This window comes from Rhodococcus sp. MT28, assembly GCF_058792695.1.
In genome coordinates this window covers 84,526-104,121 of record NZ_JBXAFD010000003.1, presented here as the reverse complement: position 1 = coordinate 104,121, position 19,596 = coordinate 84,526, and the positions used below count along the sequence as shown (strand labels likewise).

The window sequence follows — 19,596 nt, the reverse complement described above, 5'->3', positions numbered from 1 at the left end:
CAAACGATGATGTGGGCGGAGAGTCTAGGTCGGCTACCGGGCGTCGCGACTGCCCGTGGGTATCGCCGCGAGTGGTTGCGAACAGACGTCACTGCCGGACTCGTCTTGACTGCCCTGCTCATCCCGGCAGGCATGGGCTACGCCGAGGCCGCCGGGTTGCCTGCGTACGCCGGGCTGTACGCCACCATCGTGCCTTTGCTCGCCTACGCGGTAGTCGGGCCCTCGAAAATCCTTGTACTCGGACCTGATTCGTCACTGGCGCCGCTGATTGCCGCCGCGGTCATACCGCTGGCAGTGGTCGGCGATTCGGAGAATGCGCTTGCACTAGCCGGTGTTCTCGCCATTCTTGTCGGACTCATCCTCGTGATCGGCGGATTCCTTCGTCTCGGCTTCGTGACCGAACTCCTCTCGAAACCGATCCGCCTCGGCTACCTCAACGCCATTGCACTCGTCGTCGTAGTTGGTCAGATTCCCAAGCTGCTCGGATTCTCCGTCGACGCGTCCGGTCTACTCGGTGAAATCGGCGGGATCTCAAAGGCCCTGGTGGGTGGCGACGTCGACCCCCTCGCTGCCGCCATCGGTGTCGGTTCGCTAGTCGTCATAGTCGCCTTCCGGCTCTGGGTACCTGTTGTTCCCGGCGTTCTGGTGGCCGTTGTCGCGGCCATAGTCTTGTCCGCTGCCGCCGGTCTCACCGATGACATCGGCATGGTCGGCGCACTGCCGGAAGGACTCCCCCTCCCTTCCGTCGGTGGAGTCACCTGGCAGGACGTCGGCCATCTGATCGGGCCCGCCGCCGGTATCGCATTGATTGCCTTCGCCGACACCGGCGTTCTCTCGCGCACCTTCGCCGCCCGCCACGGCGAGGACGTGAACGGCAGTACCGAAATGAAGGCGATCGGTGTCGCGAACGTGGCCGGCGGGCTGTTCGGCGGGTTTCCGATCTCGGCGAGCGGGTCACGAACTCCGGTAGCCGAACAGAGTGGGGCGCACACACAATTGGCCGGCGTCGTCGGGGCGCTCGCGGTCCTGGTGTTCGTCCTCGTCGCTCCCGGACTCACGGCATATCTGCCCGATGCAACACTGGCCGCCGTCGTCATCGTCGCCGCGTGTGCACTGATCGACGTGGGCGGCATGGTCCGCATGTGGCGCATGAGCACCGTGGAATTCGGCCTCGCCGTCGCGGCGTTTCTGGGCGTCGCCCTGGTCGGTGTGCTACAAGGCATCCTTGTAGCGATCGGACTGTCCTTCGCAGCGGTCATCGCGCAGGTATGGCAGCCACATCGAACCGAACTCGTCGAGACGGGCGAACCCGCCGGATTCCACGACATCGAACGCCATCCAGATGGGCATCGCATCCCCGGCCTGGTGTTGGTGAGGTTTGACGCGCCACTGTTTTTCGCGAACGGCGAGATCTTCGACGAGTACGTTCGCTCCGTCGTCGCCAAGGCGCCAGATCCGGTCGACTGGGTGGTTATAGCCGCCGAACCGATCACCGGACTCGATACAACGGCAGTCGACGAACTCGTCGATCTGGATACATTCCTCGAAGGCAAAGGAATTCGGTTGGCATTCGCAGAGATGAAAGGTCCGATCAAGGATCGACTCATCCGATTCGGAGTCGGGGATCGATTCGATTCGACGCACTTCTACCCGACCGTCGAAGCCGCCGTGAACGCATTCCGCACCCGAACCGGCGACTGACAAACGCCAGGCAGTCGGGAGCCGTGGCTGCATTGGGTACCGTTTGGTATGGGATTCACGACGGACAATGTTCCGGCACGCCGTATCGCTCAGGTCGCCGGCGTGGGCGGTATCGCCGTCGGCGTTGTCTCGCTGATCGCGTTGTACTCCACCAAGCCGATCAACCCGTTGATCGCCGTGGCCTCCTTCGTCCCGATACTGCTTGCGGTCACACTCGCAGCGTCCCTGATATGCCTGGTCTTTCGCCGCTGGATCCTGCTGGCGATCTCGGTGGTACTGATTGCGGTGGGCGCGTCGGTGATCAGTCCACTGTATGTGGCAAACAGTTCCGAAATCGACGGGCCGACTCTGCGCGTAATGCAAGCAAACCTTCTCTTCGGGCAGGCAGATCCCGCCAGTTTGACTGCGACGGTGCGCGAGAAGGCAGTCGACGTCCTGACGGTTCAGGAACTGACCACATCACTCGAAGGCTCTCTCAGAGATCAAGGACTCGAGCAACTGCTGCCGCATCACTACTTGGTACCGGACGAGGCCGGCGGGGGTGGCGCCGGTATTTACAGCCGTTATCCGCTGACGGACACTCGGGAATTGAACGGATTCGGACCGACCAATCTTATTGCCGAAGTGGGCTTCTCAACTTCGTTCACCCTTCTGGCGGTTCACCCCGGACCGGCGTACGTGACCCCGCCCGACGTGTGGACTGCCGAGCTGAGCACTTTGCGAAACGCGCTCGACGCTGCTGCCGCCGAGGAAACCGTCATCGTCAGTGGCGACTTCAACACCACATTCACGCACAAGCAATTCCGTGACCTCCTCGATGTCGGCTACTCCGATGCCGCAGACCAATTGGGAGTAGGCATCGTGCGCACCTATCCGGCGGACAAGAAATTTCCCGCGATCGTCGGCATCGACCATGTACTTCTGCGGGGCGGTCAGGCGAAGTCACTCGAGCGGATCGAGATCGAAGGTTCCGATCACTTCGGCTTGATCGTCGACGTGGCGATCCCCAACTAGTCGGAGAGCACCCGACCCGAGCGAACGCGTTGCGGATCACCCGTGCTTCGGCATGCTTCGACCCGACACATCGATCGTCCGATGCAGGTGATGCGGCGTACGCAGGACGATCGACCGGTCCACCACGGATACGCCCGGAAACTGGTCGGCGAGATAACCTTCCAGACGCTGCACGTCGTCGATCGAGCGCAGCCACACCGCCAATGCGATGTCGTAGCTGCCGATCGTAGAAGCAACAAGCCTCGCCTCACGCAGGTGCGAAAGACGCTGAGCAATTGCCTCCTTTCGCCCGTCGAGACGTAAGAAGTACCAGGCGTAGACCGGCCAGCCGGAGTAGGGCCGAGCAATCTCCGTGCGGACGACCAGTCGCCCCGTCGACAGCTCGTGAGAAAGGAGCGCCCCAGCGCGAGTCGGCGTGACTCCGAGGGCCGCAGCGAGTGCCGAGACGGTGACACGTGGTTCGCGAGAAAGAATGTCGAACAGCTGCGACTGTTCCTCTTCGCCGGCGCGTACACCACGAATCTTTCCCGCCGGGGCCGACTCGAGCGCGGCAATTTCTTCCGCATCGAGAGCACGTAGACGCCAGTTCCTCGCGTCGGAGTTCGCCGAGGACACGATCTGAGTTCGCATCGCGGTGATCATCGGCAGGGATTGTGTTCGCTCCAACACGTACCTGGACAATTGATCGAGGTCAGTGCAGGTGAGCGTGACGAGCAGATCCCGATTGCCGGTTGTGAGATCGACTGTGAGAACTTCGGGATCGTGCGCGATCTGTTCGGCAACGCTCATGGTCTGTGCCGGTGCGCATTCGATCTCGAGAAGTGCGGTCGCCGACACGATGGGTCCACCACGGTACGCAGCGATCCACGCTATTCCTTGCGAGTGCAGACGCTCCCAACGCCTGGTCAGGGTGACCGGGTCGGAACCGATCGCGCGTGAAAGCTCGGACCACGACGCTCGCGGCCTGATCTGCAGTGCGTTCAACAGCCGAAGATCGTCGTCCTTGAGCATCTGATCCTGCACCGAGGACCTCACTTTCAAAAGAATGCTGCACCGAAACAGGATCGAAACGCGTCGATCCTAACTTCATCACATCAATAGTCCACCAAATCCTGAGCCTCGAGAACGCTTACTTCTTGCGTTCGTTCGCCCCCTCGAGAAAGACACCGACATGACCGAAGCATTCCCTGTCTCGCATGACGATTCTCCGGTCAGCGATCAAACCCCGACGCAAAAGATCGTTTTCGCCTTGAGGTCGCCACGGCTGTGGATCGTGGCGATTCTGCTCCTCGCGCTTGCGGCAGGCGCGCAACTGATCGGCCCCGCAGTGATTCCCGTCGGCGCTGCCGCCATCACGATCCTGCCCATGGTGTGGGGACTGATTGCCGGCGGTGTCGTCTCGAGCCAGAAGTGGAAACCACTCGGCCTCGACCTTCAGGCTGCAGCCTCGGCAATCATGGGCCTGGCTGTTCTCTTGCTTTGTGCAAGGTTGTCTTTCACCATCGGCCCGAACATCCAATTGTTGTTCGAGGCGGGCCCCGCACTGCTACTGCAGGAATTGGGGCACTTGTTCGGCACTATCGCTCTCGCACTCCCGCTGGCGGTACTCCTTCGGATGGGGCCGGCCACCGTCGGAGCAACCTTCTCCATAGACCGCGAGGGCTCCTTCGCGATGGTCAGCGAACGCTACGGCCCCGATTCCGACCAGTACCGTGGAGTCCTGTCGATGTACGTCTTCGGCACTCTGTTCGGTGCCGTGCTGATCAGCCTGATTGCGTCACTGGCTACATCCTTCAACATCTTCGACCCCCTCGCATTGGCGATGGGTGCCGGCGTCGGATCCGGCTCGATGATGGCTGCCGCTGCCGCCAGCGTCGTTTCGGCGCACCCCGAGATGGCCGACCAGGTACTCGCCGTGGCGGCCACATCCAACATCATCACCGGCCTCCTCGGCGTGTATGTCGGCATGTATGTCGCACTCCCCCTTGCTGATCGAATCTACGGCGCCCTCACCAAGCGCTCGAAGACGACCAGCGAACGGAAAGCCGACACTGCCCCACGAGCGGTTGCGCCGAGCGTCACCGTGCCGCTGACCACGATCGTTCCGATTCTGTTCGTCGGTGGGGTCATCGTCTCCTCGATCGCAGCGGGTGGCGTATCTCGATCGATCATCGTCGGTTACTTGATCCTCACCGGATTGTTGCTCCTGGGCGTCGGCGTGGCCCGCCTGACCCGCGGCAAGATCGCGGCGATGATCGCAATCATCACCATCGGCGCCTTGGCGACAACACCGTGGTCCCCCATCGGTGATTTCGTCTCGAGCACCGTCGGGACTGTCGACTTTCTCTCGATCTGCACCCTCACCTTGACTGTCGCAGGTCTCAGCCTCGGCAAGGACCTTCCCTTGCTCAAGACGATCGGCTGGAAGATCGTGCCCGTCGGAATCGTCGCGATCCTCGCCTCTTACCTACTTTCCGTGGTCGTCGCGGAGTTCGCGCTGGGCCTCTGGCACTAGAACTGCACCCGAAGACGCTGAGAACCGAAGACACCGCGATCCGAAGACACCGCGATCCGAAGACACAGAGAACCAAAGATGTTGAAAGGAAGCAATACCCATGTCCATCGCTGACACCCGCACCCCCACGGACTCCGTTTCGAGCACGATCGAGAAGTGGGCATCACGCCTCATCGACGTCAGCCACACCATCCATGCTCACCCAGAGTTGGCATTCGAAGAGCATCATGCGTCGGCCCTCTTGGCGGACGCCGCGCAGGAAGCCGGCTTCACGGTTACTCGCGCCGCCTACGGCCTCGAGACGGCATTCGAAGCGGTGCGGGGCTCCGGCCCTTTCCGCGTCGTCGTCTGCGCCGAGTACGACGCCCTTCCCGACATCGGTCATGCGTGTGGACACAATGTCATCGCCGCTGCCGGACTGGGAGCAGCTGTCGCGCTCGGAGAGGTCGCGGAGGAACACGGCCTGACCGTCGTCCTTCTCGGTACGCCGGCCGAAGAACATGGCGGCGGGAAAGTCTTGCTGCTCGAACGTGGCGCATGGGAGGGCGCGGCGATGTCGATCATGGTCCACGGCGCTGCAGGTGAAGACGTCAGTTGCACCGTCACCGGAACGCAGGCAGTCGACCGGTTCGACGTGACCTACACCGGACGAGCCGCACACGCGGCCGCTGCGCCACACAAGGGCATCAACGCAGGCGACGCCGCCACGATCGCCTTGGTCGCCATCGGACTTCTCCGTCAACAACTTCCGTCCGACGTCAGGCTCAACGCCTATGTCGAGCACGGCGGCGAAGCAACAAACATCATTCCGGCCTCGACGTTGGTGCGAGCGGAAGTTCGGGCCGCAGAACTCGACGTGCTGTTGGACGCCAAGCGTCGTATGCTCGCCTGCTTCGAGGGCGCAGCTGTGGCCAGCGACTGCTCCTGGTCGACCGAACGCGCCGAACCGCGCTACGAGGAGCTTGTTCAACATCGCGTGCTGGCGACGATCTGGGACGAGGAGATCGCGAGCCTGGGCCGCACCGCGGCCGCCCGAACTCCCCTGACCGGCGGCTCGACAGACATGGGCAACGTGTCGAAGGTGGTTCCCTCGATCCACCCGATGATCGCGTTACGCGGCGTTACCGGAGTTCCTCACACGATCGAGTTTGCCGCTGATGCCCGCTCCGCAGCGGGCGACGAAGCTGTTTTGCACGGAGCAATTGCAATGGCACGCACTGTGATCCGAGCCGCCACCGGGGACTCGCGCTCCAACCTCCTGACGATTGCGGCCCAGCGCGAGTCAGGAGCGACTACCGTCACGAGCGCCGAATGAGCACCACCGGCGTCTATGTTTCCGCGCTCGAATTCTTCTCCATCGGCATCGGGCCCTCCAGTTCACACACGGTCGGTCCGATGCGAGCCGCCCGCACTTTTGTCGGCGAGCTCTCCGACGCCGGCTTGACCGCGTCGGTCGACCGAATTCGCTGCAATCTGCACGGTTCTCTCGCCGCCACCGGAATAGGGCACTGCACTCCCGACGCGGTGATCGCGGGACTTCGTGGGTTGGATCCTGAAACGTGCGAGCCGAACGACGTTCACGGGCGCTGGGCCGAGCTCTCGGACGGCGGATCGGTGAAGCTCGTCGGCGGCTCACTCGGGCACGTTGTGTTCACTCACGAGGACATGGTGTTCGAGCCGATCGTTCGCCGTCACGGGCACCCCAACTCGATGACACTGACCGCCTTCAGCGGTCGCGAAATCGTCTGTACGAGTACATATCTGTCGATCGGTGGCGGATTCGTACTGCGCGCCGGAACGGAGACGCAAGCAAGCGCGCATTCGATCAACTCACGCTATCGAACCGCGAAAGAGCTACTGGCGGAATGCGGCTCCGGAACTATCGCCGAGTTGGCACTGTCGGACGAAATCGCGATGCACGGCCAGGATCGGGCATTCACCGGCATCGACGCGATCTGGTCCGCGATGCGCGCATGCATCGAACGCGGCACCCAGACCGAAGGTGTATTGCCCGGGCGTCTCGGAGTTCGCCGAAGAGCACGGTCTGCGAACATTCAACTGGAACAACGTAACTGCGCACCCTCCTCACGCGAGTGGCTGACCGTCTACGCCATGGCGGTCAACGAAGAAAATGCAGCAGGTGGCCGCGTGGTAACGGCTCCGACGAACGGTGCCGCAGGCATCGTGCCGGCAGTGCTATACCACCACATACGTGCGGCGGGCGCCGGTGTTCACGACGTTCGAACCTTTCTCCTCACCGCTGCCGCAATCGGATCGATCATCAAGGCGAATGCCTCGATCTCGGGCGCGGAGGCGGGGTGCCAAGGCGAGGTCGGAGCTGCCTGCGCGATGGCGGCAGCCGGCTTGTGCGCTGTCATGGGCGGATCGCCACGACAAATCGAGAATGCAGCTGAGATTGCCATGGAACACCATCTGGGGCTGACCTGCGATCCGGTTGGTGGCCTGGTCCAAATCCCATGCATCGAACGAAATGCCGTAGCCGCCTCGACTGCAGTCACCGCAGCTCAGCTCGCATACCTCGGTGACGGGACGCATGTGGTGAGCCTCGATACCGTCATCGAAACCATGCGCCAAACCGGAAACGACATGTCCGTGCGTTACAAGGAAACCAGTGAAGGCGGGCTCGCCGTCAATGTCGTCGAGTGCTGAGGAGGATGTCGACGGCAGCGGCGAGGGCGGGCGGACGCCGTCGCCGGAAATATCATCCTCTCGAACGATGAAGTCCGGTGTACCGATTTCTACACTCGGTGACATGACTTTGTGGACGGTGACCAGATGATCGCTCATCACGCTGGAGGAATCCCACTGCACAATTCTTCACGGCACAACACTGCGGGGCCGTCGCGCTCGACGCAGTCCTCAGGTCGCAAGATCGCCGCGTTGATCGCGCTGGTCGCCGGTTTCTCCGCTGCCTTCGTTCTCGCCCCGGGCATGCTGACGAGTAGGCCGGGTGATGGGTACGCAGACCAGGGAGAACTCGTCGAGACGGTCCGCGCCGCGTTCGTCGAATACTGGAGTTCCGGTGTCCAAGCCTTCTCGCCGAGCTTGGAGTCCGCTGTCGACTACTGGCTGCGGTACCACGTGGCCAAGGCCGTGATCGCGGTAATCCTGCTGACGGTTCTGCTCGCACTCGGCCGGATGCTCAAGGCGTCGTTCGTGAACGCCGGCCCTCTGACGGCTGGAAAGAAACTCGCATTCGTCTCGGCGGGAGGGCTGGTCACGCTCCTCGCGATGTTTTCCTCGGTACTCGTGATGGCAAATATCCAAGGTGCCGTTGCACCCTTCTCTTCGCTGATCTCGATGTTGCCCGTGGCCCAGGCGGATGGGGCACCTGGCGACACTGTCGGGCAGGTCCGCCAACAGCTCGCTCAGTCGACGGGCACCGGAAACCAGCAAAGCCCTGTCCTCGAACTGATGATCAGCGACTTCGCGCGGTATCACTTGGCCATGGCGGTGATCGCGCTGATCGCGGCAGCAATATCACTGATCGTGACTGTGGTCGTGTGGGCACGCTTCGCGAGAACGGCGCGATCCGAGCGACGGACGAGATTCGTGTCGGGGTCGATCGGTCTTCTCGCTGCACTGTTCACGCTGGGATTGATCGTTGTCGGCGTAGCAAATATGGGCACCGCGGCAGACCCGGCACCCGCGCTGGCGGCGTTCTTCAACGGCGGACTCTGACCCAAGTCAAGGGTTCAGGCCAGGGTTCCGTAGTCCCCCGGTACCGGTTGAGGAGGTACCTGGGGACTGCGTCTGCCGTACCCGGGGTCGATGTGTGAGTGCCCTCGGGCAGGCAGAGTTCGACTCATGAAAACCGGAGCAAGACGCATCCTGCTTGTCGGCCTGTGCAGCGCCATGGTTGGAGCTGTAATCAGCTGCAGCACGGACAAATCCACAGACACATCCGACAAGATCATGGACTCGACCATCACCGACCAGCTCGATTCGATCGTCGACGCAGCGGTGAATTCGACCGGGATTCCCGGTGCGATGGTGGGCATTTGGGGGCCCGACGGCAACTACGTCAAGGTTGCAGGAGTCTCGGATACGGCAACCAAAGCGCCGATGGAAACCGACTTCTACCACCGGATCGGTAGCGTCACCAAAACATTTACCGTGACCGCCCTGCTGCAATTGGTCGACGAGGGAAAGATCGGTCTCGATGATCCGATCTCCAAGTACGTCGACGGCGTCATGGAAGGCGATGCGATCAGCCTGCGCCAGCTGGCGGGGATGCGCAGCGGCCTCGTGGCCTACACGACGTCCGAACAGTTTGTCATGGATGTTCTTTCCGACCCTCGCCGATCATTCACATCCGAAGAGCTCTTCGGATACGTCAAGGACCTCCCACTCCAAATTCGACCAGGAACCACTGTCGACTACTCGAATACCAACACCCTTCTGCTCGGCATGGTCATCGAGAAGGTCACCGGCTCAACGCTGTCGGACGTCATCGACACCAAGATCACCACACCACTCGGAATGGAGCACACCAGCTTTCCCACCACCAACGCGTTCCCGAACCCCCACGCACAGGGATACACCAACCAAACACTCGACGAATCCGTGACCGCAGCAACGGACTGGAACCCGTCGTGGGGAGGCGCCGCGGGCGCAATGATCTCGTCGTTGGACGACATGCGCATCTGGGTTCCGGCCTTGGCCAAGGGCGATCTCCTCGCCGACGACACTCAGAAGCAGCGCCTGCACACCGAGCCCCTGGGCGAAGGGGACGACAACTCCGGGTACGGACTCGGATTGTTCAACAGCGGCGGCTGGATCGGTCACAACGGAAGCCTGCCCGGCTACAAGACAGTCTCGGTCTACTTGCCCGAGAAGGACACAACCCTGGTCGTCTTCATCAACACCGACATCGACGGAGAGACCGACCTGACCAGTGCTTTGATGGTGCCGATCACCAAGTTGATCAGCCCGGGCAACGTCTACGGCTGATCACCTCGGGTCCGATCCACAATTCGGACGAAAGTGACATCTCGGGTTTCGATCTGTCGATAGGCTCGACCGTCGACAGATCGAAACCCGAAAGAGGCACTCATGGGATCGTTGAACGACTGGCTTCTCGACAGCGATAGCCCGCTCGTGGGCATAGTCGGCGGCATCCTGCTGACGATCGCAATGCTCTCCGGCGGTACGGGCATGTAACCCACCGCTCCCGATATGGCTCCGCACAGCGGTGGACGTTCAGTGCGTGATCCAACGAACATGTTCGTTACGAACATGTTCGTGTACGGTAAAAACATGCCCAACCAGCCAGCAAGTCCATCGAGCCGACGCAATCGTCCGGCCAAACCCGCTCTGACACGCGAGGGCATCGTCAGTACCGCGGTGGAAATCTTGCGATCGGAGGGGTTGCAGAAGTTGACCATGCGTCGACTCGCCCTCGAACTCGACACCGGGCCGGCATCGATGTACGTGTACGTGCGCAATACCGCCGAATTGCACGCCGCCGTTCTGGACACACTTCTCGGAGTGGTTGACCTCGCCGAAAATTCCTCCGGCACTTGGCAAGCTCGCCTTGAACGGGTGTTGACCTCGTACACGGCCGTGCTGTTCGATCATCCCGGTCTCGCCCAGTCGGCACTCGTTTCCCGACCCAGCGGAGTTCACTACGTACGCCTGCTCGAGCGCCTGCTGGCATTGCTCGACGAAGGCGAAGTCCCTCCAGGTCAGGCCGCGTGGGGCGTGGACTTGCTACTGCAGTACGCGACGTCCACTGCTGCCGAACACTCGGCGCCGAACAATTCCGCCGACGCGGATGCCCGATGGAGCGCGTTGACCGACGCAATCCAGAACGCAAACCCGCAGACGCACCCACTCGTCGCAAGACATGCAACAGCTCTACTTGCCGGTGAACCCTCGGCGCGCCTCTCCTGGGGATTCCGCACGCTCATCACCGGCATCGAGAACACCCCACTCACTTCTTAGGAACCCACCATGAACCACTACCCCATCGCAATCATCGGCGCCGGCCTCGGCGGCCTCACCCTCGCCCGAGTCCTCCATCTCCGCGGAATCGATTCGGCGGTATTCGATCTCGAATCCGGACCGACAGCCAGAACTCAAGGCGGGATGCTCGACATCCACGAAGACTCGGGTCAGATCGCGCTTCGTGCCGCCGGCCTCTATGAGGAGTTCCGCGCCCTCGTTCATCAAGGCGGGGAAGAGACACGCGTCCTCGATCGAAATGCCGTCGTGCACCTGAGCGAGCAGGACACCGGAGACGGCGACCGCCCGGAAATCGACCGCGGCCAGCTCCGTGACCTACTGCTCAGCTCAATTCCGAAGGAAACAATCCACTGGGGAGCCAAGGTCCGCAGTGCTCATCCGTTGCCGGATGGTCGACACGAAGTTCACCTCGCGGATGGAACCCACTTCACCACCGATCTCCTGGTCGGCGCCGACGGTGCGTGGTCGAAAATCCGTCCATTGGTTTCAAACGACACTCCTGCGTACACCGGAATATCATTCGTGGAGTTCGACCTTCACGACGCCGACAACCAGCACGTGGATGCCGCTGAAACCGTCGGCGGCGGAATGATGTTCGCACTCAGTGCCGACAAGGGCTTCCTTGCCCACCGTGAGACCGACAACAGTCTGCACATCTATGCCGCCCTGCGAGTTCCCGAGAGCTGGGCAGCGAGTGTCGACTTCTCCGACGATCACATCGCGAAGAAGGTTCTGCTGGAACACTTCTCGGACTGGGACGAGTCACTGCGTTCACTGATCGTCGAAGCCGACAGCTCGCTGACCCCTCGCCCCATCCATGCCCTTCCCATCGGCCACAGTTGGAGCCGTACTCCCGGGGTCACTCTGCTCGGGGACGCGGCACACGTCATGTCGCCGTTTGCCGGAGAGGGTGCGAACCTGGCAATGCTCGACGGCGCGGAACTCGGCCAGGCGATCGCGTCGCACAGCAGCACGGAGGAAGGGCTAGCTGTCTACGAAGAGCGCCTATTCCCACGCAGCGCCGCGGCGGCACAACAGTCCGCTGATGGACTGGACATGTGCTTCGGCGAGAACGCACCCCAGGGGCTCGTGGACATGTTCACCTCACACGCGTGACCGGAGCCGTTGCCTGATTGTCAGTTCGCCCGTGCAATGACATGCAACCAATCGGCAGTGGGACCGACCACGGCGTCGATTGACAAAGTTTCCCACCCGCTTCTGCCGAGCACCTGACGAAGTTGGTCCTCCTGCCAAAATGTGAAGTGGCGCGGCAACCCCAATTTCGCTTTGCTCCAACTGGTTCCGTCGCCCCTCTTGACCGTGAACGCGAAAATTCCCTCTGCCCCGACTACACCTCGCGACTTTCTCGCGACGAATTCGAACTCGTCGCGTCGCAAATGAAGCAGGACTGCATTTGCCACCACGGCATCGTACGTTCCGTTGAACTGCCCAGTTCGCATGTCGAGAACCTCAGCTGTAAAACCCTCTGCCCTCATCATTTCCACGAAGGCGAGTGCGCCGTCAGTGCGCGCCACCGATACTCCGAGAGATTCGAGGTACTCGGCATCACGGCCGGGACCACTGCCGAGTTCCAGAATCGTCCCTCCGTCCACCAGCTTGGCGATCCGGGCGAGGTACCGGACCATCGCCTCCCCCATGACATACGGTCTAGCTGCATACAGATTCGCACCGGCCTCATAACTCGCGAGTGTGATGTCGCCTGCGTCGTCCACGGCCATCACTCCCGCAACGTCGTCAAGAAGGCAATGCGGTCGCCGCGGTAGAGCGAGCGAACCCGCTCGATCGGCACACCGTCCGGATCGACGGAGGTCCGGTGCAATAGAAGCATCGGCATCGAGGTGGTGGACTCGACGAGGGTTGCCTCCCGCGGTGAAGCGAGCACCGTCTCGATCCGTTCGGTTGCGGAGGCAAAGACCACGCCGATGGAACGGATAGCCGCGTACAGCGACGTCGTCGCATCGAAAGCGTCGAGCATCTCACCGAACCTGCTGTCCGGCAGGAACGTTGATTCGAGTCCGATCTTCTCTCCGTCGGCGAAGAGAACACGCTCGAGGTGAACGACGCTGTCACCTGGTTCGATACCCAATTCCGTGGCGAGACCGTCGTCGGCCGACATTCGTTCGAAGGTCACAACCTTACGACTGGGTACTCGCCCAGCGCTCAGAGCACCTTCGGTATAGGAACGAATCGATAGCGGCTGAACCAACTTCGGACTCGCGACGACAGTGCCCCGCCCCCGCCGCTCGATTCGCCCTTCGACAAGAAGATCACGAAGCGCTTGACGGACCGTCTCGCGAGCGACTGTGAACCGCGCCGCCAATTCCCGCTCGGACGGGACTGCGTCGCCCTCCTCGAGCCCACTGAGAATGGTCTCGATCTCGGTGCGCACCCGGTAGTACTTCAACTCCGGTTCGATCACGACGCTCGAGGTCCCCGGCCCGGTGGACGTCTGCTGATTCATGGCGCAAGCGTACAAGAATTCGGTCTATACCAATTGTTAACCTGGAGTTCGTCTCGATTCCCCCTATTGGTCTAGACCAAACGTCACTATCTCTACATGCGAATTTTGATTGTGGGCGGAGGGATCCTCGGAACGGCGCACGCCGACGAGGCAATCCGTCGGGGACACGACGTCATCCATCTCGAACGTGAGCCCGAAGCCCGCGGTGCCACGGTACGGAACTTCGGCCTCGTCTGGGTATCCGGGCGAGCCCCGCACGAACTCGAAGCTGCGCTGCGCTCGCGCGAACTGTGGGCAGACCTTGCCGCCCGTGTCCCCGGCGTCGGATACCGCCCAGCCGGCTCCATCACCCTCATGCGCACCGAGGAGGAGGTCGCGGTCGCGCAGGAAGCGTTCTCTCGGCCGGACGCCGACAACCGAGGGTTCGCGCTTCTGGATCCCGACGCCGTTCGCGTCGTCAACCCCGCGCTCCGGGGCAAGTTTCTCGGCGGACTGCACTGCACGCTGGACGCCGCTGTCGAGTCACGGCAAGCGCTCCCCGCCATCCGTTCTTACCTCGAATCCACCGGCCGTTACACCTTCCACGCCGGAACGGAAGCCCGCGAGATCACGACGACCACCTCCGGCGCACACATCCGCGACGACCACGGTCGCAGCTTCGACGCCGATCTCGTGATCGTCTGCCCCGGAGCAACACTCGGCGGATTGGCTCGCGATCTCGCCGGCGATCTCCCGTTGCGCCGTGTGCGCCTGCAGATGATGCAGAGCGCCCCACTCGGCGAAAAGCTCACCACCGCAATCGCTGACGGTGACAGCTTCCGTTACTACCCGGGTTTCGCCGGATCTGCCCTCGATCACCTCCGTACAGTACAGCCGCAGGAACCGACTGCCGAGGAGCACCGCATGCAACTCCTGTGCGTGCAGCGCTTGCACGGCGGGCTGACCATCGGCGACACCCACGAATACGAGGAACCCTTCGACTTCGATGTCGACGAGGCGCCCTATCGCCATCTGTCCGGAGTCGTGGAAACACTTCTGGGACGCGATCTTCCGCCAATCGTCAAGCGTTGGGCGGGCGTCTACAGCCAGTGCATCGACCCCTCACAACTTGTTCACCGCGCACAAGCCGCCGACAACGTCTGGGTGGTTGCCGGCCCCGGTGGCCGCGGTATGACGCTCGGCCCGGCACTGGCGGAACAAACCGCCGACCAGCTCGGTCTCTGAATCTCTCCGACAAGAAAGACTTCTCATGTCTCCGATCACCCTTGCCGTTCTCGACATGGCCGGCACCACCGTCGCCGACGACGGACTGGTTCTTCGCGCCTTCGCTGCCGCCGCTGAAGCCGGCGGACTGCCCGCCGAAGGCCCGGAAGCCGACGCCGCTCGCCAGTACGTCCTCGACACGATGGGCCAGTCGAAGATCGTCGTGTTCCGGGCGATCTTCGGTGACGAAGACCGCGCCCAGGCCGCGAACGCCGCCTTCGAAACCACGTACGACTCCCTCATCGACCAGGGCCTGGCCGAACCGATCCCCGGCGCCGAGAAAGCCATCACCACTTTGCGCGAGGCCGGCATCAAAGTTGCCTTGACCACCGGGTTCAGCCGATCGACCCAGGACAAACTCCTCGTCGCGCTCGGCTGGAAAACCCTCGCCGATCTCACCCTCTCCCCCGCCGAGGCCGGTCGCGGTCGACCGTACCCGGACCTGATTCTGACTGCCCTGCTCAAACTTTCGATCGACGACGTCCACCAGATCGCCGTACTCGGCGACACGTCCAACGACGTGCTCAGCGGCATTCGTTCCGGCGCATCCATCGTCGCCGGAACTCTGACCGGCGCACACGACGAGCAACAGCTTCGCGACGCCGGAGCCACCCACATCGTCCCGTCAGTGAAGGAGTTCGCCGAACTCCTCACCCACTCCTGATCTCACCTCCGAAAAAGGAATCGTCATGCGTCTACGCCCGAGCATCGCTGCGGCCGCTCTCGCCGTGTCCGTCCTTTCGTTCACCACTGCCTGCGGTGGCACCGGCACTGCTGCCGGATCAGATACCGACACCGTCACCGTCTACAGCGCCGACGGTCTGTCCGGTTGGTACAAGGGAAGATTCGACGCCTTCACCGCGCAGACCGGTATCGCCGTCAACCTCGTGGAAGCCGGATCCGGAGAGGTCGTCTCCCGCGTCGAAAAGGAGCAGTCCAACCCACAGGCAGACGTGATCATTACGCTGCCCCCGTTCATCCAGAAGGCCGACGCCCAAGGTCTGCTCGAGCCCAGCGGAATCGACACCTCCGCCGTTCCTGCCGGAGACAAGGACGACGCCGGCAAGTACGTGCCCGTCGTCGAGAATTACCTCTCGTTCATCGCCAATCCGACTGCATCACCCGCCCCACAATCTTGGGACGATCTGCTCACTGACCAGTTCAAGGGCAAGTTGCAGTACTCCACGCCCGGCCAGGCCGGCGACGGCACCGCGGTGCTCTTGCTGCTCCAGCACCTGATGGGTAAGGAAGGAGCACTCGACTACCTCGGAAAGCTCCAGGCCAACAACGTCGGACCCTCGTCTTCCACCGGAAAGCTCCAGCCCAAGGTCAGTAACGGAGAGCTGCTGGTCGCCAACGGTGACGTCCAGATGAACCTCGCCTCCATCGCCGACGACGGATCGAAGTTCGACATCTTCTTCCCCGCTGGAGCCGACGGCACTCGCACCACCATTGCACTGCCCTACGTGATGGGCCTCGCCAAGAGCGCACCGAGCAGCGAACAAGCCAAGAAGTTGATGGAGTTCCTGCTCTCCGAAGAATCCCAGAAGACCGTCGCCACCGATGCACTCGGCGTATCGGTCCGCGAGGACGTCCGAAGCGCTGCCGGTGAATCCACCGACAAGAACACGCCTTCCGGAGTTCTGCAGGGCGTCAACGTGTGGACCCCGAACTGGAACGACGTCCTCAGCTCGCTCGACGCCGACATCGCCGCTTACCAGAAAGCCACCGGGAGCTGATCATGGCAAGAACCAGACTGGGGCGGACGCTCCCCGAGACCGTCGGTGTTCACGGAGCGATCGAACATTCTGCTCCGGCCATCACCTTCGATCGCGTCAACGTCGCCTACGGCCGCGGGAAGACCGCAACCCATGCACTCGTCGATTTCAATCTGCGAGTGGCACCCGGTGAAACTGTGGCACTGCTGGGGCCCAGTGGATCCGGCAAGTCGACCGCCCTGAAGGCCCTCGCGGGATTTGTCCGCCCCACGTCCGGTTCCGTCAAGCTCGGCACCCGAGACATCACCAATCTGCCTCCCGCACAACGCGGTATCGGCGTCGTCGTTCAGTCGTACGCTCTCTTCCCGCACATGCGAGTATCCGAAAACGTAGCCTTCGGACTCCGAGCCCATCGCGTGCCGCGGTCGGAGATCGGCACTCGCGTGGCCGAAGCCCTGGACATGGTCGGGATGTCGGCGTACGGAAAGCGGCTTCCCCGTGAACTTTCCGGCGGTCAACAGCAGCGAATCGCCATTGCCCGAGCGTTGGCAATTCGCCCTGGAGTACTCCTCCTCGACGAACCGTTGGCCGCCCTGGATGCTCAACTTCGCGAGAGCATGCTCGGCGAACTGGCGAGACTGCGCGCAGCACTACCTGACACAGCCATGCTCTACGTGACGCACGATCAGAGTGAAGCCCTGGCGCTCGCAGACCGTATCGCAGTGATGCGCAACGCCAGACTCGCGGACATCGACACCGCTGAGGCCTTGTGGAAACGTCCGCCGTCCAGCTTCACCGCGGCGTTCCTCGGGGGTGCCAACCTGCTGCCCTGCACCGTCACACGCGTCATCGGCACCTCCGCGCTGGTCTCGATCGGTGGCACGCCGTTCACTGCTCACGCCCCGCAGCCCGAGATCGGGCACATCGAATGGGAGTCCGACATGGACGCCTACCTGTGTGTTCGTCCACACGCGGTAGCCGTAACCGGTGTCGGCGCACGAGGATCATTCCCGGCGCGCATCGTCTCGAGCGTCTGGCGCGGTTCCACGACGCGTCTGACGCTGGCTGTACGTGGCCTCGACGATGTCCGCGTCGACGCGGATGTTCCAGGGCACGACGAACGACCGGTCGACACCGAAGTGGGCGTCGTCCTGCCCACGGACGGCAGTGTCCTGGTTCCGGCGGATCGCCACCCATGACGACAACCCTGGAACGCCCCGAAACCGCTGCGCCCCAGCACAAAGACCCGATCCCGTGGCGCCGGATCGGCTGGACGCTGCCACCACTGCTTCTTGTCCTCGTGTTTGCTGTCTATCCCACCGCACGTGTCCTCACGGAATCTCTGAGCACCGCAGATGGCACAGGGTTGTCCACGTGGTCTTCGGTGGTCGGTTCGGAACTGTTCAGAACCGCGCTCTGGCGGACCATCCAAATCGCCGTGGCGTCGACCCTGGGTTGCCTGATCCTGGGCACCTTCCTCGCCTTGGTGCTTGCCTTCGTTCCGTTCGCCGGATCCAAGGTGGTGGGGCGATTGATCGACACGGTGCTCGCCCTGCCGTCTTTCCTGATCACGCTGGCGTTCACGTTCCTGTACGGGACAGCCGGCGCCGTCAACGCCTTGATCGTCCGCATCACCGGCGATGCGAGCGGCCCACTGAATTTCCTCAACACTCCGTTCGGTGTGATCGCGGCCGAAATCACTTTCTTCACACCCTTTGTCGTGCGTCCGCTATTGGCAGCGTTCACCCAGATTCCGCGTGAACAACTCGACGTGGCAGCCAGTCTCGGCGCGTCACCCGTCCGAGTTCTGCGACAGGTGGTGATGCCGGAAGCGTGGCCGGCCCTCCTGGCCGGTGGATCGCTCGTACTTCTGATGACACTGAATGAATTCGGCATCGTGCTCTTCACCGGAGCAAAAGACGTCGTAACTCTTCCGGTCCTCATCTACACCCGCGGCATTGTCACCTTCGACTTGCCCGGCGCAGCAGTGATCGCGACGGTCCAGGTCGCACTCTCACTCGGCCTGTACTGCCTCTACCGATTCACCTTCAACAGATTGATGGGAGGCAGCCGTGCTGCTGTGGACACGAAGCTCTAGGGCCCTCGTACTCGGATTCTTCACCCTGGTCGTCGCGGTGGTTTTTGTCGCGCCCATCGCCACCGTCGTCGCGGCTGCCTTGGCCGGATCGTGGACCGGTCCACTTCCGTCGAATCTCGGCGGCAAGAACTTCTCCACGGCGCTGTCCGACGAGAACTTCGCCAGCCTGATCGTCAGTTTGCAGACTGCATTCATCGCGGGGGCATTGGCATTGATCGTCGGAACGTGGGCCGCGCTGGCCGCGCGTGAGGCACCGATGTGGCTGCGGCGCATCACCGATGCCGTATTCCATTTACCGATTGCGGTTCCGTCGGTCGCGATCGGCTTGGGTCTGCTCATCACTTTCAACGAGCGCCCGCTACTGCTCGGCGGCACCAAGTGGATCGTGATTCTCGCTCACACGGTTTTGGTGCTTGCCTTTGCCTTCAGTTCCGTATCGGCCGCGCTCGAACGGCTCGATCCCGCCTACCGTCAAGCTGCCGAATCACTCGGCGCCGGCCCGGTGCGGGTGCTGACACGGGTAACGCTACCGCTGCTGCTCCCAGCGTTGGGTGCGGCCACCGGGCTTTCCATCGCACTGTCGATGGGTGAGCTGGGCGCAACGGTCATGGTCTACCCGGCGACATGGAAGACCTTGCCGGTCAGCATCTTCGGACTCACCGACCGTGGCCAGGTATTTCTTGCCGCAGCAAATACGACACTGCTGCTTGCAGTCACCCTGGTCGCCCTCATGGTGGTCGGCAGAATTCGTCGGCGCTGACCTTGCTGTGGGGCCTTCCTCCCCACCAGGGGGTGAAGAAGGAGACCAAAAAGGGGT

18 protein-coding genes are annotated in these 19,596 nt (G+C 62.4%); 15 read left to right on the top strand and 3 right to left on the bottom strand.

Annotated features, from left to right (window positions below; all coding sequences use genetic code 11):
* Nucleotides 1-6 precede the first annotated feature (6 nt).
* Together AC1Q6C_RS13210 and AC1Q6C_RS13205 are read left to right on the top strand one after the other, a co-directional pair.
* Nucleotides 7-1,701, top strand: a complete 1,695-nt coding sequence (locus AC1Q6C_RS13210) for a SulP family inorganic anion transporter (RefSeq protein WP_003942720.1) — start codon at nt 7-9, stop codon at nt 1,699-1,701.
* Between the two features lie 48 nt (nt 1,702-1,749).
* Complete coding sequence (locus AC1Q6C_RS13205; RefSeq protein WP_064444477.1) at nt 1,750-2,715, top strand: endonuclease/exonuclease/phosphatase family protein; 966 nt, start codon at nt 1,750-1,752, stop codon at nt 2,713-2,715.
* 36 nt (nt 2,716-2,751) lie between these two features.
* Here AC1Q6C_RS13205 and AC1Q6C_RS13200 read toward each other — a convergent pair whose 3' ends face one another.
* Nucleotides 2,752-3,750, bottom strand: a complete 999-nt coding sequence (locus AC1Q6C_RS13200) for an Lrp/AsnC family transcriptional regulator (RefSeq protein WP_238592713.1) — start codon at nt 3,748-3,750, stop codon at nt 2,752-2,754.
* Nucleotides 3,751-3,886: 136 nt separating this feature from the next.
* On the opposite strand from AC1Q6C_RS13200, the gene AC1Q6C_RS13195 reads away from it, so the two are divergent.
* From AC1Q6C_RS13195 to AC1Q6C_RS13165, 7 genes are all read left to right on the top strand, one after another.
* On the top strand, nt 3,887-5,230 hold the full coding sequence (locus AC1Q6C_RS13195; RefSeq protein ID WP_064444475.1) for a DUF3100 domain-containing protein: 1,344 nt from the start codon (nt 3,887-3,889) through the stop codon (nt 5,228-5,230).
* A 100-nt stretch (nt 5,231-5,330) separates the two neighbouring features.
* A complete protein-coding gene (locus AC1Q6C_RS13190; protein ID WP_064444474.1) occupies nt 5,331-6,545 on the top strand; it encodes an amidohydrolase in 1,215 nt (404 codons plus the stop codon).
* Nucleotides 6,542-7,900, top strand: a complete 1,359-nt coding sequence (locus AC1Q6C_RS13185; RefSeq protein ID WP_492666649.1) for an L-serine ammonia-lyase — start codon at nt 6,542-6,544, stop codon at nt 7,898-7,900. Before AC1Q6C_RS13190 ends, AC1Q6C_RS13185 begins: the two co-directional genes overlap by 4 nt.
* Before the next feature lie 126 nt (nt 7,901-8,026).
* Entirely contained in the window at nt 8,027-8,932 is a 906-nt protein-coding gene (locus tag AC1Q6C_RS13180; RefSeq protein ID WP_238592712.1) for a hypothetical protein, read from the top strand.
* Between the two features lie 126 nt (nt 8,933-9,058).
* Nucleotides 9,059-10,204, top strand: coding sequence for a serine hydrolase domain-containing protein (locus AC1Q6C_RS13175; protein ID WP_047271320.1), 1,146 nt, complete (start codon nt 9,059-9,061; stop codon nt 10,202-10,204).
* A gap of 306 nt (nt 10,205-10,510) precedes the next feature.
* On the top strand, nt 10,511-11,197 hold the full coding sequence (locus AC1Q6C_RS13170; RefSeq protein WP_064688877.1) for a TetR/AcrR family transcriptional regulator C-terminal domain-containing protein: 687 nt from the start codon (nt 10,511-10,513) through the stop codon (nt 11,195-11,197).
* Between the two features lie 9 nt (nt 11,198-11,206).
* Entirely contained in the window at nt 11,207-12,334 is a 1,128-nt protein-coding gene (locus AC1Q6C_RS13165; protein ID WP_210378348.1) for an FAD-dependent oxidoreductase, read from the top strand.
* A gap of 20 nt (nt 12,335-12,354) precedes the next feature.
* On the opposite strand, the gene AC1Q6C_RS13160 is transcribed toward AC1Q6C_RS13165, so the two are convergent.
* Nucleotides 12,355-12,951, bottom strand: a complete 597-nt coding sequence (locus tag AC1Q6C_RS13160) for a methyltransferase domain-containing protein (protein ID WP_165638306.1) — start codon at nt 12,949-12,951, stop codon at nt 12,355-12,357.
* Nucleotides 12,952-12,956: 5 nt separating this feature from the next.
* Nucleotides 12,957-13,700: a GntR family transcriptional regulator gene (locus AC1Q6C_RS13155; protein ID WP_007734901.1), complete on the bottom strand. Its 744-nt coding sequence runs from the start codon at nt 13,698-13,700 to the stop codon at nt 12,957-12,959.
* Nucleotides 13,701-13,796: 96 nt separating this feature from the next.
* Between AC1Q6C_RS13155 and AC1Q6C_RS13150 the strand changes: the two genes are divergently transcribed.
* Genes AC1Q6C_RS13150 through AC1Q6C_RS13125 form a run of 6 tightly spaced genes read left to right on the top strand, consistent with a single transcriptional unit; the run spans nt 13,797 to nt 19,539 of the window.
* Complete coding sequence (locus AC1Q6C_RS13150) at nt 13,797-14,924, top strand: TIGR03364 family FAD-dependent oxidoreductase (RefSeq protein WP_007734899.1); 1,128 nt, start codon at nt 13,797-13,799, stop codon at nt 14,922-14,924.
* Nucleotides 14,925-14,949: 25 nt separating this feature from the next.
* Nucleotides 14,950-15,627, top strand: coding sequence for a phosphonatase-like hydrolase (locus tag AC1Q6C_RS13145; protein ID WP_007734897.1), 678 nt, complete (start codon nt 14,950-14,952; stop codon nt 15,625-15,627).
* Between the two features lie 25 nt (nt 15,628-15,652).
* Nucleotides 15,653-16,702, top strand: coding sequence for a 2-aminoethylphosphonate ABC transporter substrate-binding protein (locus tag AC1Q6C_RS13140; RefSeq protein WP_007734895.1), 1,050 nt, complete (start codon nt 15,653-15,655; stop codon nt 16,700-16,702).
* A gap of 2 nt (nt 16,703-16,704) precedes the next feature.
* Complete coding sequence (locus tag AC1Q6C_RS13135; protein ID WP_007734894.1) at nt 16,705-17,880, top strand: ABC transporter ATP-binding protein; 1,176 nt, start codon at nt 16,705-16,707, stop codon at nt 17,878-17,880.
* Nucleotides 17,877-18,779, top strand: coding sequence for a 2-aminoethylphosphonate ABC transporter permease subunit (locus tag AC1Q6C_RS13130; protein WP_007734893.1), 903 nt, complete (start codon nt 17,877-17,879; stop codon nt 18,777-18,779). Before AC1Q6C_RS13135 ends, AC1Q6C_RS13130 begins: the two co-directional genes overlap by 4 nt.
* The gene (locus AC1Q6C_RS13125) at nt 18,754-19,539 is read left to right on the top strand and encodes an ABC transporter permease (protein ID WP_007734892.1); all 786 of its coding nucleotides are present in this window, start codon (nt 18,754-18,756) and stop codon (nt 19,537-19,539) included. Before AC1Q6C_RS13130 ends, AC1Q6C_RS13125 begins: the two co-directional genes overlap by 26 nt.
* Nucleotides 19,540-19,596: the final 57 nt, after the last annotated feature.